16 protein-coding genes are annotated in these 16,043 nt (G+C 39.9%); 12 read left to right on the forward strand and 4 right to left on the reverse strand.

Annotation, left to right across the window (positions count from 1 at the left end; genetic code table 11):
- Positions 1–160 precede the first annotated feature (160 nt).
- The 8 genes from LXL81_RS09255 (at position 161) to LXL81_RS09290 (ending at position 6,250) form a co-directional block, all read left to right on the forward strand.
- A complete protein-coding gene (locus LXL81_RS09255) occupies positions 161–817 on the forward strand; it encodes an outer membrane beta-barrel protein (RefSeq protein WP_234646467.1) in 657 nt (218 codons plus the stop codon).
- Between the two features lie 6 nt (positions 818–823).
- Positions 824–2,374: a M43 family zinc metalloprotease gene (locus LXL81_RS09260; RefSeq protein ID WP_234646469.1), complete on the forward strand. Its 1,551-nt coding sequence runs from the start codon at positions 824–826 to the stop codon at positions 2,372–2,374.
- 142 nt (positions 2,375–2,516) lie between these two features.
- A complete protein-coding gene (locus LXL81_RS09265; protein WP_234646471.1) occupies positions 2,517–3,095 on the forward strand; it encodes a Crp/Fnr family transcriptional regulator in 579 nt (192 codons plus the stop codon).
- Positions 3,096–3,190: 95 nt separating this feature from the next.
- The gene (locus LXL81_RS09270; RefSeq protein WP_234646472.1) at positions 3,191–3,721 is read left to right on the forward strand and encodes a YceI family protein; all 531 of its coding nucleotides are present in this window, start codon (positions 3,191–3,193) and stop codon (positions 3,719–3,721) included.
- 11 nt (positions 3,722–3,732) lie between these two features.
- A complete protein-coding gene (locus tag LXL81_RS09275; protein ID WP_234646475.1) occupies positions 3,733–3,951 on the forward strand; it encodes a 4-oxalocrotonate tautomerase family protein in 219 nt (72 codons plus the stop codon).
- Positions 3,952–3,973: 22 nt separating this feature from the next.
- The gene (locus LXL81_RS09280) at positions 3,974–4,720 is read left to right on the forward strand and encodes an SDR family NAD(P)-dependent oxidoreductase (protein WP_234646476.1); all 747 of its coding nucleotides are present in this window, start codon (positions 3,974–3,976) and stop codon (positions 4,718–4,720) included.
- A 74-nt stretch (positions 4,721–4,794) separates the two neighbouring features.
- Positions 4,795–5,172, forward strand: a complete 378-nt coding sequence (locus tag LXL81_RS09285) for a nuclear transport factor 2 family protein (protein ID WP_234646478.1) — start codon at positions 4,795–4,797, stop codon at positions 5,170–5,172.
- A 4-nt stretch (positions 5,173–5,176) separates the two neighbouring features.
- Positions 5,177–6,250 (forward strand): nitronate monooxygenase family protein, encoded by a 1,074-nt coding sequence (locus tag LXL81_RS09290; RefSeq protein WP_234646480.1) that lies wholly within the window; start codon positions 5,177–5,179, stop codon positions 6,248–6,250.
- A gap of 200 nt (positions 6,251–6,450) precedes the next feature.
- Here the strand turns inward: LXL81_RS09290 and LXL81_RS09295 are convergent, their stop codons facing one another.
- The 3 genes from LXL81_RS09295 to LXL81_RS09305 all read right to left on the reverse strand — a co-directional run bounded on the left by LXL81_RS09295 (position 6,451) and on the right by LXL81_RS09305 (position 8,762).
- Positions 6,451–7,470: a phosphotransferase gene (locus LXL81_RS09295; protein WP_234646481.1), complete on the reverse strand. Its 1,020-nt coding sequence runs from the start codon at positions 7,468–7,470 to the stop codon at positions 6,451–6,453.
- 36 nt (positions 7,471–7,506) lie between these two features.
- Complete coding sequence (locus LXL81_RS09300; RefSeq protein ID WP_234646483.1) at positions 7,507–7,842, reverse strand: YegP family protein; 336 nt, start codon at positions 7,840–7,842, stop codon at positions 7,507–7,509.
- A 71-nt stretch (positions 7,843–7,913) separates the two neighbouring features.
- Positions 7,914–8,762, reverse strand: a complete 849-nt coding sequence (locus tag LXL81_RS09305) for a helix-turn-helix domain-containing protein (protein ID WP_234646484.1) — start codon at positions 8,760–8,762, stop codon at positions 7,914–7,916.
- Positions 8,763–8,945: 183 nt separating this feature from the next.
- On the opposite strand from LXL81_RS09305, the gene LXL81_RS09310 reads away from it, so the two are divergent.
- Positions 8,946–9,833 carry an SDR family oxidoreductase gene (locus LXL81_RS09310; protein ID WP_234646487.1) on the forward strand — a complete coding sequence of 296 codons (888 nt, stop codon included), beginning with the start codon at positions 8,946–8,948 and terminating at the stop codon, positions 9,831–9,833.
- A gap of 383 nt (positions 9,834–10,216) precedes the next feature.
- On the opposite strand, the gene LXL81_RS09315 is transcribed toward LXL81_RS09310, so the two are convergent.
- A complete protein-coding gene (locus tag LXL81_RS09315; protein ID WP_234646488.1) occupies positions 10,217–10,678 on the reverse strand; it encodes a peroxiredoxin in 462 nt (153 codons plus the stop codon).
- Between the two features lie 311 nt (positions 10,679–10,989).
- Here LXL81_RS09315 and LXL81_RS09320 point away from each other — a divergent pair, with 311 nt between their 5' ends.
- The 3 genes from LXL81_RS09320 to LXL81_RS09330 all read left to right on the forward strand — a co-directional run bounded on the left by LXL81_RS09320 (position 10,990) and on the right by LXL81_RS09330 (position 16,041).
- Positions 10,990–11,985: a lipid A deacylase LpxR family protein gene (locus LXL81_RS09320; protein ID WP_234646490.1), complete on the forward strand. Its 996-nt coding sequence runs from the start codon at positions 10,990–10,992 to the stop codon at positions 11,983–11,985.
- 302 nt (positions 11,986–12,287) lie between these two features.
- Complete coding sequence (locus LXL81_RS09325) at positions 12,288–14,660, forward strand: GAF domain-containing protein (protein ID WP_234646492.1); 2,373 nt, start codon at positions 12,288–12,290, stop codon at positions 14,658–14,660.
- Between the two features lie 256 nt (positions 14,661–14,916).
- Positions 14,917–16,041, forward strand: coding sequence for an efflux RND transporter periplasmic adaptor subunit (locus tag LXL81_RS09330; RefSeq protein ID WP_234646493.1), 1,125 nt, complete (start codon positions 14,917–14,919; stop codon positions 16,039–16,041).
- The last annotated feature ends 2 nt before the right edge of the window (positions 16,042–16,043 follow it).

A 16,043-nucleotide genomic window follows, 5' to 3' on the forward strand; every position in this document is an offset into this window, starting at 1 on the left:
TGGTTTACTAAAACCATGGACAGCGTTTTTAATTTTGCATCAACTTTAAAAAATTTTCTAATCAAAAGGTGAATAATTTTAATCAGTTATAATAAGTGTAAAATAGTTACTTTTGAAATAAGTATTGTACAACACTATTATTGATCAATAACCTTCATCAATGAAAATATTCATTACGTGTTTTTTCCTTGTTTGGCCTCTGGCTATTATTGCACAAAATAGCCCGCCGGATACAAACTCGGTTTCGAAGAAAAAGCATTCTGCCAATTATTCAGGAATTAAATTCGGTGCTTTGGCTAGTTCTTTCAGTCACAAAAACGAGCTGCTCGTTCCTGCACCCGTAAAGAAATCATTACCAGCCTGGCATGCGGGCGTTTCAATGGATCTTTTCACAAAGACACATTACAATGCCCGTGTGGAATTGTCATATATGAATAAAGGAGCGAAGGAAACATTTTCGAACGACCAGATTTCAATCCGGAATACAAACCGTTTACACTACTTACAGGTCAGCGCATTACCGCTAATTATTAAACCCGGTTTCAGAAAGATCAATCCTTATATTGCCTTTGGCGGATATTATGCACGCCGTATCGGAATAAAATCAAGGACTAAAACAGGACAAGGCTCCTGGGAAAATGATCCGGTGACAGCCGAAAACCTGAATGTAAAAAACGATTATGGCTATTCTATTTCCGCCGGTGTTTACATCTGGAAAAGGCCGGTTTTTGAACTTCGGTATGAAGCAGGAATTCCTTCTGTTTCATCTTCGTCTGGTATCAAAAACCGTTCCGTAATTCTTTCATTTTCAATCTAGTCCGCCATGAAATATAAAATACAATTTTCTAACCGGATTTTAGGATTTTTACTGGGTCTGTGTTTTCTCACAGGCTGTGAAAAGGTGGTTCCTTTGGCCACTGACGACTTCTATCGTTTTGATAAACTGAACAAATTGTCCATTAAAAAACCAGCGCAAATTGATTACTTCCTGGGGACTGACAATGTGCGCATTCCTTTGAATGTAACAGCCTATGACCAGCAGGGTAAAGTGATCGATACACCGCAGGAAGTGGTAAGTTTTTACAGCAATAATGTTAAAATTTCGGGAGAAACATTTTCTGTGGATAAGGAAGGTAACTTTGCCATTGTCGGGAAACTGGCCGGACAAGTTAGCGACACCATCTTCATCAGGGTATGGGACCCAGCCTCACTGACACTTTCTTTAAGTGTTTTAGATTCTTCCAATGCATTTTATGCAAATGGCACCGACACATTAAAATTCAAGGTTGATGTAATGAAGGAAAACCGGATTGTCGATATAAAATTCCCGTACAATCTATTCGTAAATGGTAAGGAACAAACCTCAGAAACATTCTCAACCACAGTTCCCGGCACTTATAAATTTCAGGCAAAAGGATTGGGAATATCCAGTAATGAACTCACAATCAATGTACTCCCAAAAACTACCTATGCCGTAGTACGTTTGCCTGTAATATTCCATGAAATAAACACAACCATACTCACGGCCGACAGAATTCGTAAACTGACGGAAGACATGACCCGGGCATACCGCAATCAGTATAATTTAAATCAGGCACAAAAAGATCCAAATGCAGAGGATCTTTTCGTAGAATTTTATCCGGCAGAAATTGGTCTGGATGGTAACAGACTCAGTGCTCCGGGATTACACCGTACTTCGAGTCCAAAAACAAGTTTTACGTCCGCCGATGCTTACAGCGATTCATTTAACTCTTTCTGGGATCCGGCAAACTATCTGAATATTTGGGTATATCCCAATATTACCGGGGATTATGCGAATTCTTCATGGGCATATTACCCCAACGTGACAGTGCCCATGGATGGACTTCCTACTTCTCTGGAAGGCACAAAACCATTCTACCCCTACGGCATTTTCCTGAATGGGAATCACGTCTCAATCAATTATGAAGGGGGAAGAACTGAGGAGATCCTAGCACATGAAGCCGGTCACGCACTTGGATTATTTCATGTTTTTGATGGTAACAATACCAATTTCAATACATGCACTTCCGTTGATCCGGATTATTGCTTCGATACGCCCTATTACAACAGAAATAATTATGCCTCCAATACGGATCCGACTCAACGCTATAAAAGGATTTCCTGTGCTGGTGTAGCATACATTTCGACCAATTTCATGGATTACTATTACACTGAAAATAACTCATTTACTACCGAACAGATGAAAAGAGTAAGGCACACGATCAACTACGGTTTATGGCTGCCGTCACCCCGTAACGGATCCCGGTCTGGTCGAAAGAACGGGCGGAGTTCTCTGGTGGAACGTCCAGCTGATCTCAGGTATATTGAGCCGGTAATTTGTTCTATGCGGTAGATTTGGATCGAGATATCATTTTATTGAGACAGAATTTTTCAACGCTGCGGAACAGCTAATTTTTATCTGACTTCAATAAAAGTTTAACAAAAATCAATAATTTCGGGGGCATAAAAGTCTTAAAACGTTTATTGATAAGTCTATGGAAGCGAAGGAAATTTTAAAGCAGCACATCGCCAAAACTGCAACGCTGACAGACGAGCAATTCGATTATTTCTTTTCGCATTTTAAACCGCAATCATACAAAAAAGGACAGGTAATTATCACTGAGGGACAGAAAGTTGATCATGAATATTTTGTCGTTTCCGGTTGTTTAAAAGCTTTTTTTATTAATGATGAAGTGAAAATGTATATTCTTCAGTTTGCCATGCCGACCTGGTGGACTTCCGATTACGGCGCATTATACAACCAGACACGAGCGACAATCAATGTTGACTGTATTTCTGATTCGGAGGTACTTTGCCTTTCAAATCAAGACAGGGAAAAAATTTGTAGTGAACTGCATCAGGCGGAGCATTTTTTTCGCTGGCGGACCAATAAAGGCTATCTGGCTTCACAAAAACGACTCTTGTCTTTTATGAATAATGACACCCGGGCGCGCTATGAAGAACTGCTTGCGTTGTATCCGCAGCTTTACAATCTGGTACCTAAACATCTGATTGCTGCCTACCTCGGCGTATCCCGGGAAACTTTAAGCCGACTTTATAATTCCCACAAGTAAAGCCTGCGATTGTGATCTACATCACGTAACAGCCTCCGAATTCCTGCGGTCCTTTGTGCTATCAAATTATTTAACAATTGATAACATAAAAGAAAATGGAAACTCAAAAATTTCAAGTTGTAAGCGCTGAAAGCAGCATTGACTGGACCGGGAAAAAAGTAACCGGAGCGCATAATGGTACAATCGCCATTAAAGAAGGAACGCTGATCCTGGCCGATAACAAACTGACAGCAGGCAGTTTTGTAATTGATATCCCATCCATCAAAATACTGGATGTCACGGATCCTGCCACAAACAGACAGTTTGCTGACCATCTTTTTTCAGAAGATTTTTTTGCTGTGGAAAATAACCCGGAAGCATTCTTCTCTGTTACAAATTCGGCTTTTATCAATGCGACGAATTATCAGATTACGGGCGATTTGACCATTAAAGGTATCACCCATCCGGTCACTTTCCCTGCCGCTGTCATTATCTCCGATGGCAAAATTACTGCTTCCGGTAAGATCATTGTAGACCGTACCAAATATGATATGAAATTCAGGTCCGGAAACTTCTTCACGAATCTGGGTGATACGCTCATTTATAATGAGTTTGAACTGGATGTGAAATTAACTGCAACCCTTTAAATTTTAAAGCCATGCCATACGTAAAAATTGAGGTAACCCGCGAAGGTGTTACCCGTGAGCAAAAACAAAAACTTATCGCCGGAGTGACTGATCTTATCACAGAAGTACTTGACAAGGATCCGAAACTTACACATGTGGTGATTCAGGAAATTGAACTGGATGACTGGGGTTACGCAGGCGAGCAGGTATCAGTCCTGAGAGAAAAAGGGATAACTGCCAATAAACAATAAGGGATTTTCAACGATAAGGATCATGAAAACACAAACAATAATCGTAACCGGTGCGTCTACCGGTATCGGTAAAGCAATTGCAGGTTTATTTCTGGATAATGGATATAACGTCGTTATCAATTCTGCCAACGAAAATAATTTAAAAGCGACGTTTACGGAGTTAGGTCATCACGACCGCCTTGTCATGGTTGCCGGAGACATCAGCAACACGGCTACAAGTCAGAAACTTGTCGAAACAGCCGTGGCAACTTTCGGATCTCTGGATGTGCTGGTGAACAACGCTGGGATTTTTGAGCCAAAAGGATTTCTGGAAGTAGATGAAGCCTACCTCGACCGGTTTTTAAGTATCAATTTGAAAGGCACTTTTTTCACCAGTCAGGCTGCCATCAGACAAATGCTGACACAGGAACAAGGTTTGATAATCAATATCGGCACTGTTCTGGTTGATCACGCCATCGGAGGTTTTCCGGCCACAGCACCTATTTCCAGTAAAGGAGGAATTCATGCGCTGACGAGACAACTGGCTACTGAATTTGGCAAAAACAATATTCGCGTCAACGGCATCGCACCAGGTATTATCAGAAGCCCGTTGCAGGCAAAAACCGGCGTCAGTGATGCGGACAGTCTTGCTGGACTTCATTTACTTAATCGTATTGGTGAAACGCAGGATGTGGCTGAACTGGCACTTTATCTGGCTAAAAGCAATTTTGTCACCGGGGAAATTATCAATCTGGACGGCGGACATGTCGCAGGACATCATATTGATTAAAAGCACTTTAACTATTAATTCACAATTATGCTTAGGGACAAATCGTTCCTAAGCATAATTAAATCGGAATAAAAATGAAAACTTACAGCGAAAATGCAGCTGAAATATCAGCCGTGTTATCAGATTATTTCAAGGGCGTTTTTAACGGAGATGTTGAATTGTTGCGGAGCATCTTTCACCCGCAGACACTGGTCAGCGGGGATATTAACGGACAGCCATATTTCAAAAGTCTTGATCAATACCTGGACGGTGTCGGGAACAGAAAAAGTCCGCAATCTCTGAATGAAACGTTCAGAATGGAAATATTGTCGATAGAAATTATCAACTCTATTGCGGTGGCTAAGGTACATCTTCCTATGTTTGAGTTTAATTATTACGACCTGCTCAGCCTGAGTAAAATCAACGGGAAGTGGATTATTGTCAATAAATTATTAACAAATGTAACCCAGTAAAGTTATGTGGAACCATACGAGAATTACCGAACTTTTTGGTATAAAATATCCGGTTTTACAGGGGCCGATGGGTGGCGGATTTTCAACGCCCGAACTTTTGGCTGCGGTATCAAATGCCGGTGGATTGGGCAGTTTGGGTGCTTACACACTGATACCTGAACAGATATTGGAAACTAACAAAATCATCAAAACCAAAACAGACAAACCTTATAATATCAACCTCTGGATTTCGGATGTGGATGAAAGCCTGACGGATTATCCAGTTGAAAGTCTTCAGAAAGTAAAAGCGCTTTTTAAGCCTTATTATGATGAACTTGGTATACCGCTGCCCGATCTTGATATCAAAATTCCGTCCAAATTTCTAAAACAGGTTGAAGTGTTATTTGAGATAAGGCCGAAGGTTTTCAGTTTTATATTTGGTATACCATCAAAAGAAATTCTGGATGAGTGCCACAGACTGGGTATTAAAACCGTTGGCGCAGCGACGACACTTGATGAAGCACTGGCACTGGAAGAAGCCAATGTTGACGCTATCGTAGCGGCAGGTTTTGAAGCTGGAGGGCATCGTCCTTCATTTTTAAAACCTGCCAATGAATCTTTGACAGGGACATTTTCCCTAATTCAGCAATTGAAAGCAAAAATCAAAACACCAATAATTGCAGCGGGAGGAATTGCTGATGGAAAGGGAATTGCAGCTGCGTTGACTTTGGGAGCCGATGCAGTGCAGTTGGGAACAGCATTTTTGGTCACGGACGAATCCAATGCGACACCGCTCCACAAAGCTAAATTGTTTTCCGAAGAAACAAAATATACTGTACTTTCCAAATCGCTGACCGGCAGAATGGGTAGAATGATCCGGAACCGGATTTCGGAGGAGATAAAGTTTGAAACGCCTGTATTACCTTTCCCTCTGCAAACCCGTTTAATCGGGCCATTGCGGGAAGCGGCCATGGCTCAGGGGAAAACGGATATGATTAATTTCTGGTCCGGGCAAAATGCTGTTAATTTGAAATATACCAAAACGGATGAATTGATGACCGCTTTGATTTTGGAAACTGATCAGATATTAAACCGATAGATCAGCAGGCGCAATGCTCATTATAACGGGTGGCTGCAAACGTTGATCTTTAAAATACTGATTAGGAGGAAACCAATATTTTTTTACTGGAAATGAGATCTCAAACCAAGTATCGGATGATTCTACCACTGTTAAATATACTATCAGCCTAATAATCTGTCAGTACTATTATCTCAGGTTACAATTACCGGAAATGTATATTATTTAAAAAGATCAATTGATAACTGAAATCTTGGCGACCGCATATTTTTAAGCGCATCATTGATCATTGCTTTCCCAAACATCATCTGGCCTTCGTAAGATGAAAGTTGGATGGTGCCGGCGCGCATTCGCTCACCTATTTCTTTCAGCTCCGGAACCTGCATGTCATTACTATGACTTTCTCCCGCAGGTTTTAATTTAGCTGCAAGCTTGAACATCAATATGGCGTAAACAATCCGGCAGGTCTGACGCATGATAAAGAATCTGGCACTTTTGTATTCGTCGGGTGTGGACTGAAAATAATTTTCCAGAAATATTTTTTCATCTTTTTCTGAATGAACAAAAAAATTCGCGGTCGTGGCAAGATCAACATAACGGTCATTTTGAGACGCCATGTCCCAGTCTATGACCCAGATTTTTTCTCCGTCGCAGGTTATGTTACCCGGATTCAGATCATTATGACTGGAAACATTATCGGTATCGTGCCAGGGATATTTGTTTCTTATTTTATCAAAATGTGTAAAACACTCATCCAGAACCGGACTTGCCAGCATACCCGATTTCCTGAACTCTGTTACCAGTGTATCAATAGTGATCAGTAAATTATTTTCCTTTTCAAAAAGTGGCAGTTGATGAATCTGCCTGATGGTTTTTGCGAGTTCAGGCAAAAGAACATCCGATGTGATATAAACGGCTCGCAAAGGCACATTAGTAATAAAGGAAGTGATAAAAATCCCGTCCACTTTATCCATATAATATACTTTTGGTGCAATTCCAGCCTGTGAGACAATTTCAAGACTATTAAATGAATCACCTGAAACAGAACTTTCATCTGCATTAATTTTTAAAATATAGCTCTGGCTGTCCATTGAAATTTTGTAGACCAATGAACCTGATAGCCCACCTTTGACGGATACAGCGTCAGTAATATTTATATCACCAAATGTTTCCAGCAACGCTTTTTCAACTGCTTTGAGCTTTTTAGTTGATATGTCCGCCGGTAAAAAAGAAATCTCCATCCGTTCCTCATTTAATATTTATTCCACATCGGCTTTTCAGCAAAAATCCTGAACAACAGCTTTTTCAGACCCACTTTTAATCATTTCGATACTATTTTCTCTGGCGCTCTCTATGGTATAGTGCTCACCCTTACCAATCACTGTTCCGTCAGCTGATTTTACTACAAAAATGTAATTGAGATAACTGCTGGTTCTTTCGTAAAAATCATCGTCAGCAGCTTTTTCACGGATGTATTTTATGGCATCCAGACATTTTTGTTTTGAACTAAAACCTTCACCAGAAAGAATTAACTGTGAATTTCCTGTTGCTTTTAAAAGATAATAATACTCGTTTTTCGTGCTGCTTTTAAAAATCTGAAAATTCGCCATCATTGTAAACTTAAATTAAAAAAGGCGCTAGTTAACGCAATAATCCCGTATTATAATCATCCCGTAAATCATCGTCAGGAATTAAATCTGCGTTCGCGGCTCACACAAAACTCCTTTCCAACGATTTCTTTGACAAATTTATGAGGTGTAGTATCTAAATAATGCTGAAAATCTTTGATCAAATGACTTTGATCGTGGTAGCCGTATTCCTCGATAAGTCCATGCCAGTCAACTTCCTGATTTTCAAGTTTCAAAATACTGTTTATTACCTTTTTAAACCGTAAAAAACGAAGCAGTTCTTTGGGCGAATAACCCAGGTATTTCTTAAAACGCAGCTGAATCGTCCTCTCCGAAAGATCTGAATCCATTGCTATGGCACGCACAGGCTGAATAAACGGATCTTCAAAATAATCAATTCCTTTTAACAAAGGATAAGAAGCATCATCGGCCTCACAGAAAAACCTGAGTCCATATTCTTTTATTAAACCGATCTTGTCTTCCAGTGTCGGTAAATCATTTAACAAATCCCATAATGCATGAAAGCCTGTTATCTGTAATAATTCATCCGGATCAATCAGGTCATTATCCCCTATTTCATCCATTGGCAGCTGCATTAATCTGTAAAAACCCTGCGGGTTAAATACGATAACGATCAGATTCGTGTCCGGCGGCAATGCATAGGTGAGCATTTTACGCAATGGCCCAATTACTGCAACCTTATTCATCTGTAAGTCTGAAATAGTATTATCTGAATAAGAAAAGTGCAGCGGTTTCCCAAAATTGAAAATAAGCAGCATTTCCAGATTTGGTGATAAATGCTGGGATGTCGTTTCAAAATCTGCCGGAGTATTTATGCAATACAAATATTTGATCACCTCGTTCAATGGCGCTTCTACATCAATATGAATGCCCGATGATTCCATTTTTCGTATTTAAAGACTGACGTTTCTGCGGATTCATATCAAATAACCCGGTGACGAAAGTTAGAAATAATTCTTTGTATTAAATCGGCAGGTGTCATATGGATTTCGTTTTCTTACAATTTCCGGAGCAATTGTGACTGTACTTTTGACATATCAAACATTAATCATCTAAACTTTAAGAAAATGTCACAGTCAAAATCTGCCAGTATTCTAATCACAGGCGCAACAGGAAATGTAGGAAAAGAACTTGTAAAATATTTAGCCACAAAAGAAGTTCCATTCCGCGCCATGGTGCGTTCGATGGATCGCAGTAAAGATCTAGAAAGCATTACTTTGCCGGGTGTTGAAATAATAAAGGGAGATTTTAACGATCCTGAATCATTGGAAAATGAAATTAAAGGCATAGAAAAAGCATTCTTGCTAACAAATTCTTCCGAACTGGCTGAACAGCAACAAACTGCTTTTGTTATGGCAGCGGCCCGTGCCGGTGTAAAACACATCGTAAAACTTTCTCAATGGGCCGCGGATGTAAATTCTCCCGTACGCTTTTTGAGATACCATGCCGTGATCGAAAATCTGATAAAAGAATCCGGAATGGCTTACACATTTTTAAGACCAAATCTGTTTATGCAGGGACTTCTTGGATTTCGGGAAACCATTATCAGACAAAATCAATTTTTCGGCGCAATTGGGGATTCCCGGATCAGCATGGTCCATACAAGTGATATTGCTGCTGCTGCCGGGGAGGCATTGACATCATCCGCACACGAGGGCAAAGTTTATGACCTTACCGGCCCGGAATCGCTGACGCATTATGAAATGGCGGAAAAACTTTCCGCAGCACTCGGCCGCCAGATTGAGTTTGTTGACATCACACCAAATGACTTAAAACAGACACTTTTGTATGTTGGTTTCACTGAATGGCAGGCGGAGGGATTAGTTGAAGATTATGCGCACTACAAACTTGGAGAAGCAGCCGAAGTAAAATCAGGGGTCAGAGAAGCAACAGGAAAACAGGCAAGAAGTTTCGATTTTTTCGTAAACGAATATGCTTCACAATTTTCAGTATGATTGATTCATCCTGCTCCTGGTCTGACAATTCTATTTCACTTAATTCTTAACGACAATTTCCCGATCATTTATCTTAAAACAAAATTTATGGGGATCAGGTTTTGGCAGATACTCTGATGAACAATTGAGATAAGGCATCAATATACCCATAAAAAAACACCTACTTTGAGTTCAAGGTAGGTGTTATGCATTACACTCAACGTTTTGTATTCCTTATCCAGAAGATGGAATAAAGGAATAGTGCTTAAATACAATAGTGTATATTAGAACGAGGCAAATGTACGTAAGCAATTCTTTACAACAAGTAGTACTACGTATTTTTATTTGTAGTATATTTTCTACTTAACGGTAACAATATGATATTTTTGTATAAGGAATAGATATTATCGTACACTTTTCAAAAAATCCAGTACCTTTTTCGAATGATCACTGCCATTCAAAAATCCCCTGAATTTGAAAACTATTTCTCCATTCAGATCTATTACGAAAGTCTCCCGGCCTGTCAGGAAAAGAACATTTTTTATTCCGAAAGATTTCAGGACTTTGTTATCCGGATCGCTCAACAATGTAAACGGCAGACGGTGATGGTTTTTAAATGCTTTATGACTTTCCACAGTACCTGCGTTTATTCCAATTACTATTGCGCCGGCATCCACATAATCAGCATAACTATCACGAAATGCGCAGGCTTCTTTGGTACAAATTGCACTTTCATCTTTTGGATAAAAGTATATCACCATTTTTTTCTTGCCGACATAATCTTTGCTTGAAAAAGTATTTCCATCCTGGTCTTTAAGAGTAAAAGCAGGGACTAGGTTTCCATTTACAATCGTTTCGTTTTCCATGATCTTGTTTTTTGATTTCTGATGATGCAAAACTCACAAGAATCAGGATCAACAATTTTCACCTATGTTAAAATCGGTGAGGCAAATTTGTTTTTTTCGCCATTGCTTTTAACCATTTGTACGACGCAATAGCAAGATAAAATCCAGGAAAATGTTTTACATGAATATGGTTTCATACCAGATTATATGAACAGTAGAAAAAAATATCCTGATAATTATCTCTTGCCAGAAACTTATGCCGGTACCATTATCGTTCCGCCTTTAATAAAACAAACCTGTCAACCGGCCAATAATATGCTATCAGCACGACAATGAAAAAAGCTTTACGTTTCCTGTATTCTTCGTTATTTCTGGTTTTGACAGGTATACTACCTTCTGTTGGCCAGGAAGCGGAGCCAACCAGAATGTTCCGCTTTTATGAAGATAATGATTTCCTGAACGTGCGCGGACTTGGAACCGATAGATCGTATACCAACGGTGTGCGGCTGGATCTTTTTTATAACAAAAAAAAGCCGGCTCGTTTTTCGATCCTTCCACACGCCGGAGCCAAAAGTATTGATACCTACGGCTGGTCGGTTATGCAGGTTATGGTTACTCCTGAAGACATTTCCATACCCGGTTACCAGCCAGACGACTATCCCTATTCGGGTGCACTTTTTGTGACACATTCCCTTTCGTCTTACAATAAAGATAAAAAATACAGTTTTCAAACGGAGCTAATTGCAGGTATCCGAGGGCCGGCTTCGTTTGCGGAGCAGACGCAAAAACTTATACACAGGACCATTCACGACCGAAAGCCCATGGGCTGGCAAAATCAGACCTCGTCCAAAATTTTGTTGAATGTTAATTTTACAGCTGAAAAACAATTGGCTGCATTCAAGGGATTAACAGAGGTCATGGGTGGAGCAAAAATAACCGCAGGTACTATGATGAACAGTCTTACCATATATCCGCTTATTCGTTTTGGAAAGATGAATCCATACTTTAATGGTTTTTTAAGTCAGTTTAGCAAGGCAAACGGCAGTAACCATAAAACACAGCTTTATCTATTCCTAAAACCTAAACTGACATGGATGGCGAGCAATGCGATTTTGCACGGAAGTATTCAGCATAATTCGCAACCGGAGCGAGACACAAAGCAGGTTTATACTCCTGATGTCGAAAATTTTCTGGGCGAAGTGGAATTTGGGACTGTGATTAATTTTGGAAATTTCAGTATAACCTACACACAAAAACCGAGTACTGCTTACAGCAAAGGATTGTATAGCCACAATGTTGGTAACATTTCGGTTTATTTCAGTTGGTAAGTCGCGAGTAATATCTAAATTTTATTAAGTTTAAAATCACAGTACGTATAGCTATCGTCGATAGTAATCTATATTGTATCTACTGGTTACATTTTTAACTGGCCTGATTTAACTTCTAACCACAGGACATTTATTTTTAATCCTGCTTTTAAAATATTTAATTATTACAAGATATTTAGAATTATTACAATATTCTTCCTCACATCTGGAACGATCATTCAACAATATCGCTTATCTATTTAATCTGATAATTCAGCCACTCGGCGAGCGGAGCGAAAAACAAGTGTAAAGCAAAAAAGTAAATGTATCTGGCAAAATCTTATACCGACCAATCATCCATACAGCGGAAAACTTTTGAGATCAAAAATAATGATTTCAAACCTGCTACTATGGAGTCTGCTTTATCCTTCCGGCCATTTGTGGCTCATTTGAAAAACATGCTGAAAGATCAGCCTTCTGTAAAATCCGAGTTTTACCGGTATGTGATCAGCAAGTTTGAAAATGAAATGACAAAAGGATCAGCGATTATGATCCGCGATTCGGCAAGTTATAAGGAGTTGATGGAATTGGTTTATATGATTCTGACACCTTTGGCAACCAATGAAAGAGAACATTACTGGGCACTGAGCACACCAATTCCTGACAAGATATTTTTCAGTACCGACGGGTTTTACGATTTCTTAACCCGGCAAACTTCTTCCGGCCCTGACATCACGATCAGTCCGGTGGAATTATACAAAAAACAGCAGACGCAATATTTGTACAGGCTTATTCTGGATCGTCTTTACAAAATACCGACGCATGCCAAAAATGAGGTTTTGTATCAGTATACTGATGTGACGACGAATCTGCCAAAATTCTATTCGATTTTCACGGATACCCGTTTCATTGATATTCAGCCGACAGGAAAATTACCACAGCTGGATTATAAAGCGATGGAACCCTATCTTTTGGAAGGCGCAGATACAGCTCCGCTTGAAGCATTGTTACCGCTCAAAAACTTCCGTTTCGAAGGTTTTTCGGTTATAACAATGGTTGATGTCACTGCTGCTCAGGCTACGGAAATCATCAGGGATGTTTTGGTTAATCATGAATATCATGCTTGCCGAAATGAATCGGTCATCCAGGCTTTGAAAACACTGGCAGGAAATGATAAAATTGATTTTGGACTGATTCCCTCTTTTCAGATCAATGGAAAGTTTGTTGTTGCCAAAGCGGAATGTTCTCAAAGTATGGTGGTGGAGGCCGCAAAAAAATACGGTATGACCCAGGAAACTTTTGATACGCTGGTCACAGAATATTTCGCCAATCCGGAAATGGTCGTTTTCAACCATTTGTCAGATGATGCATTATCAGAACATCCGCTTTTAAGATTGCTCATTGCAGAAGGTATTTCTTCGTACGCTTTGATTCCGGTTTTTTATAACAAAAGAATGGCGGGAATTCTGGAAGTATTTTCAAAAGATGACGTATTACTGGATGATGCCATTTTTTCAAGGTTACAGACAGCACTTCCGTTGATCGCTCAGTTGCTTAAATATAGTACGGAAGAATTTGACGCCAAAATAGAAAATATCATCCGCGACAAGTTTACACCGCTTCGGCCTTCTGTGCAATGGAAGTTCAATGAGGCAGCCTGGCATTATCTGGAATCCAGCAGAGGAGAAACGAATATTGCTGATATTGAAACTGTTACATTTGAAAAAGTTCATCCACTATACGGGGCGATTGACATTCGCAATTCAACTTTTGAGCGAAACCGTGCAGTTAAAGAAGATATCAAAAACCAGCTTAACCTGCTGACCAATACTTTAAGTTCGCTGAAAGAAATCGTAAGAATCGAAACTGCGGAAACATTGGTTTGCAGCTGCGACAAATGGTCTTCTGAAATTAATGAATACCTTTCCTCAGCGGATGAAATTGCACTAAACCGTTTTTTGATAGCTGAGGTAAATCCTTTTTTGAATCGTGTGACAATTGAATATCCGGCGACGAAAGATGTTGTAAACTTTTATTTTGCGGCTCTGGATGAAACTACCGGGATTGCATTTGAAAACAGAAGAAAGCTCGAACGCTCTCTTCAGCTCGTTAATACGTCCGTGGCAGGTTATATTGAAAATGCCCAGAAATCTTTAAAATCAGCGTATCCGTTTTATTTTGAAAAATTCAGGACAGATGGTATTGAATATGATATGTACATCGGGCAATCGATGGCGCCGGAAAAACCGTTTGACGAAATTTATCTGAAACACCTGCGTTTGTGGCAATTGACCTCCATGGCTGAGATCGCCAGATTAACTGAAAAGCTTTTGCCGCAAATGGAAAAGCCGCTCAGGACCACGCAGATGATATTTATTCACTCCAATCCGATCAATATCAATTTCAGAAATGACGAGCGCAGGTTTGATGTGGAGGGAGCATACAACATTCGCTATGAAATTATTAAAAAACGGATTGATAAGGCACTTGTCAGTGAAAGCCGTGAACGCCTGACGCAGCCTGGAAAAATTGCATTGGTTTATTTCAACGATCATGAAGCTGACGAGTATGTTGAATACATCAGCGATTTACAACAAATGGGCTTGCTCGATGATAATCTCGAATATCTTGAACTGGAAGAGCTGCAAGGCGTCATTGGTTTAAAAGCTCTGCGGATTGGTGTAAAACATCTTTAATAGCAAATCGTGATACCGGCCAAAATATCTGATCCGGATCGGTATCGCAAATTTTAAAATATAATTATCATTAGAATTCTCCTCATAAAAACATCACCCAGCATCTCAATTGTCATTATTTAAAACTTTTTTCCAAGATATCGTAAAATTATTGAACGATCATTCCAAAATAAACATTATTAGTCAGAACCTACAAAAAGCCGTCAATCTTCATTTCAGAAAAGTCAATTTTTTAATTAATATTAATACCACAATCATGAAAAATCTTCTCATAGCACTTGCTATTTTCCTTTACGGATGTGCACCAAAACAGGAGGCTCCGACAACACCTCCCCCACCAACAATACCAGTTGTCGAAATAACATCAGGACTTGCCACAACATACCAGGAATATCCAGCCTCAGTTGAAGGCACGGTTAATGTTGAAATCCGCCCGCAGGTTGCCGGTTATCTTGATAAGGTGTTTGTTGATGAAGGCGCTTATGTTAAAGCCGGACAGCCACTTTTTAAAATTAACGACCAGCCCTTCCGTGAGCAGCTGAATAATGCCAAAGCCAGTTTGAGTGCTGCCAATGCAACGTTGATCAACACACAGCTTGAAATTGACAAATTCACACCGCTGGTGGCGAATAAAGTTATTTCAGATTATCAGCTTAAATCAGCGAAAGCTGCCAATGCCGTGGCACTTGCCAATATTGAACAGGCCAGAGCAATGGTAGGAACGGCTCAGATCAACCTGGGTTATGCAACAGTAAAAGCACCGGTTAACGGTTTTGTAGGAAGGTTTCCTAAGAAAAAAGGTAGCCTTGTTTCACCTACTGACCCGGAGGCACTGACACAACTTTCAGATATTCAGGAAGTTCACGTTTACTTTGCGCTGGGAGAGGATGATTTCATCAATTTCAAAAAACAATATGGCGGTGCGACTCTGAATGATAAACTGAAAAAACTGGATCCTATTTCACTTCTTTTGGCTGACCAGACGGTTTATCCAACACAGGGAAAAATCGATATGATCGACGGTCAGTTTGACAAAAATACAGGAGCGATCACGATGCGTGCTACTTTCAAAAATGCACAGGGCCTGCTGCGCTCAGGAAATACGGGTAAAGTAAGATTGAGTCTGCAACACGATTCTGCAATACTGGTACCGCAATCTGCAACAATTGAAATGCAGGATAAAGTCTTCGTATATACTGTATCGTCAGACAACAAAGTGAAGAAAATGCCGATCACCATTGTTGGTAAAAGCGGTAAAAATTATCTGGTAAAAGATGGCGTTAAAGCAGGCGACAGGATTGTATTCTCCGGCCTTGACATCTTACAGGACGGCACCGTCATCACGCCTGAAAAAGCAAAACCGGCTCTTGCCTCAAATTAAAA

The organism is Dyadobacter sp. CY356 (assembly GCF_021440195.1).
In the GTDB taxonomy this organism is placed as follows: domain Bacteria; phylum Bacteroidota; class Bacteroidia; order Cytophagales; family Spirosomataceae; genus Dyadobacter.

Excerpts from the sequence above, each read along its gene's own strand:
- LXL81_RS09325 (WP_234646492.1), top strand. The coding sequence starts at position 12,288 with ATGTATCTGGCAAAATCTTATACCGACCAATCATCCATACAGCGGAAA.
- LXL81_RS09275 (WP_234646475.1), top strand. The coding sequence starts at position 3,733 with ATGCCATACGTAAAAATTGAGGTAACCCGCGAAGGTGTTACCCGTGAG.
- LXL81_RS09300 (WP_234646483.1), bottom strand. The coding sequence starts at position 7,842 with ATGATGGCGAATTTTCAGATTTTTAAAAGCAGCACGAAAAACGAGTAT.
- LXL81_RS09290 (WP_234646480.1), top strand. The coding sequence starts at position 5,177 with ATGTGGAACCATACGAGAATTACCGAACTTTTTGGTATAAAATATCCG.
- LXL81_RS09305 (WP_234646484.1), bottom strand. The coding sequence starts at position 8,762 with ATGGAATCATCGGGCATTCATATTGATGTAGAAGCGCCATTGAACGAG.
- LXL81_RS09295 (WP_234646481.1), bottom strand. The coding sequence starts at position 7,470 with ATGGAGATTTCTTTTTTACCGGCGGACATATCAACTAAAAAGCTCAAA.
- LXL81_RS09320 (WP_234646490.1), top strand. The coding sequence starts at position 10,990 with ATGAAAAAAGCTTTACGTTTCCTGTATTCTTCGTTATTTCTGGTTTTG.
- LXL81_RS09315 (WP_234646488.1), bottom strand. The coding sequence starts at position 10,678 with ATGGAAAACGAAACGATTGTAAATGGAAACCTAGTCCCTGCTTTTACT.
- LXL81_RS09265 (WP_234646471.1), top strand. The coding sequence starts at position 2,517 with ATGGAAGCGAAGGAAATTTTAAAGCAGCACATCGCCAAAACTGCAACG.
- LXL81_RS09280 (WP_234646476.1), top strand. The coding sequence starts at position 3,974 with ATGAAAACACAAACAATAATCGTAACCGGTGCGTCTACCGGTATCGGT.
- LXL81_RS09330 (WP_234646493.1), top strand. The coding sequence starts at position 14,917 with ATGAAAAATCTTCTCATAGCACTTGCTATTTTCCTTTACGGATGTGCA.
- LXL81_RS09255 (WP_234646467.1), top strand. The coding sequence starts at position 161 with ATGAAAATATTCATTACGTGTTTTTTCCTTGTTTGGCCTCTGGCTATT.
- LXL81_RS09285 (WP_234646478.1), top strand. The coding sequence starts at position 4,795 with ATGAAAACTTACAGCGAAAATGCAGCTGAAATATCAGCCGTGTTATCA.
- LXL81_RS09260 (WP_234646469.1), top strand. The coding sequence starts at position 824 with ATGAAATATAAAATACAATTTTCTAACCGGATTTTAGGATTTTTACTG.
- LXL81_RS09310 (WP_234646487.1), top strand. The coding sequence starts at position 8,946 with ATGTCACAGTCAAAATCTGCCAGTATTCTAATCACAGGCGCAACAGGA.
- LXL81_RS09270 (WP_234646472.1), top strand. The coding sequence starts at position 3,191 with ATGGAAACTCAAAAATTTCAAGTTGTAAGCGCTGAAAGCAGCATTGAC.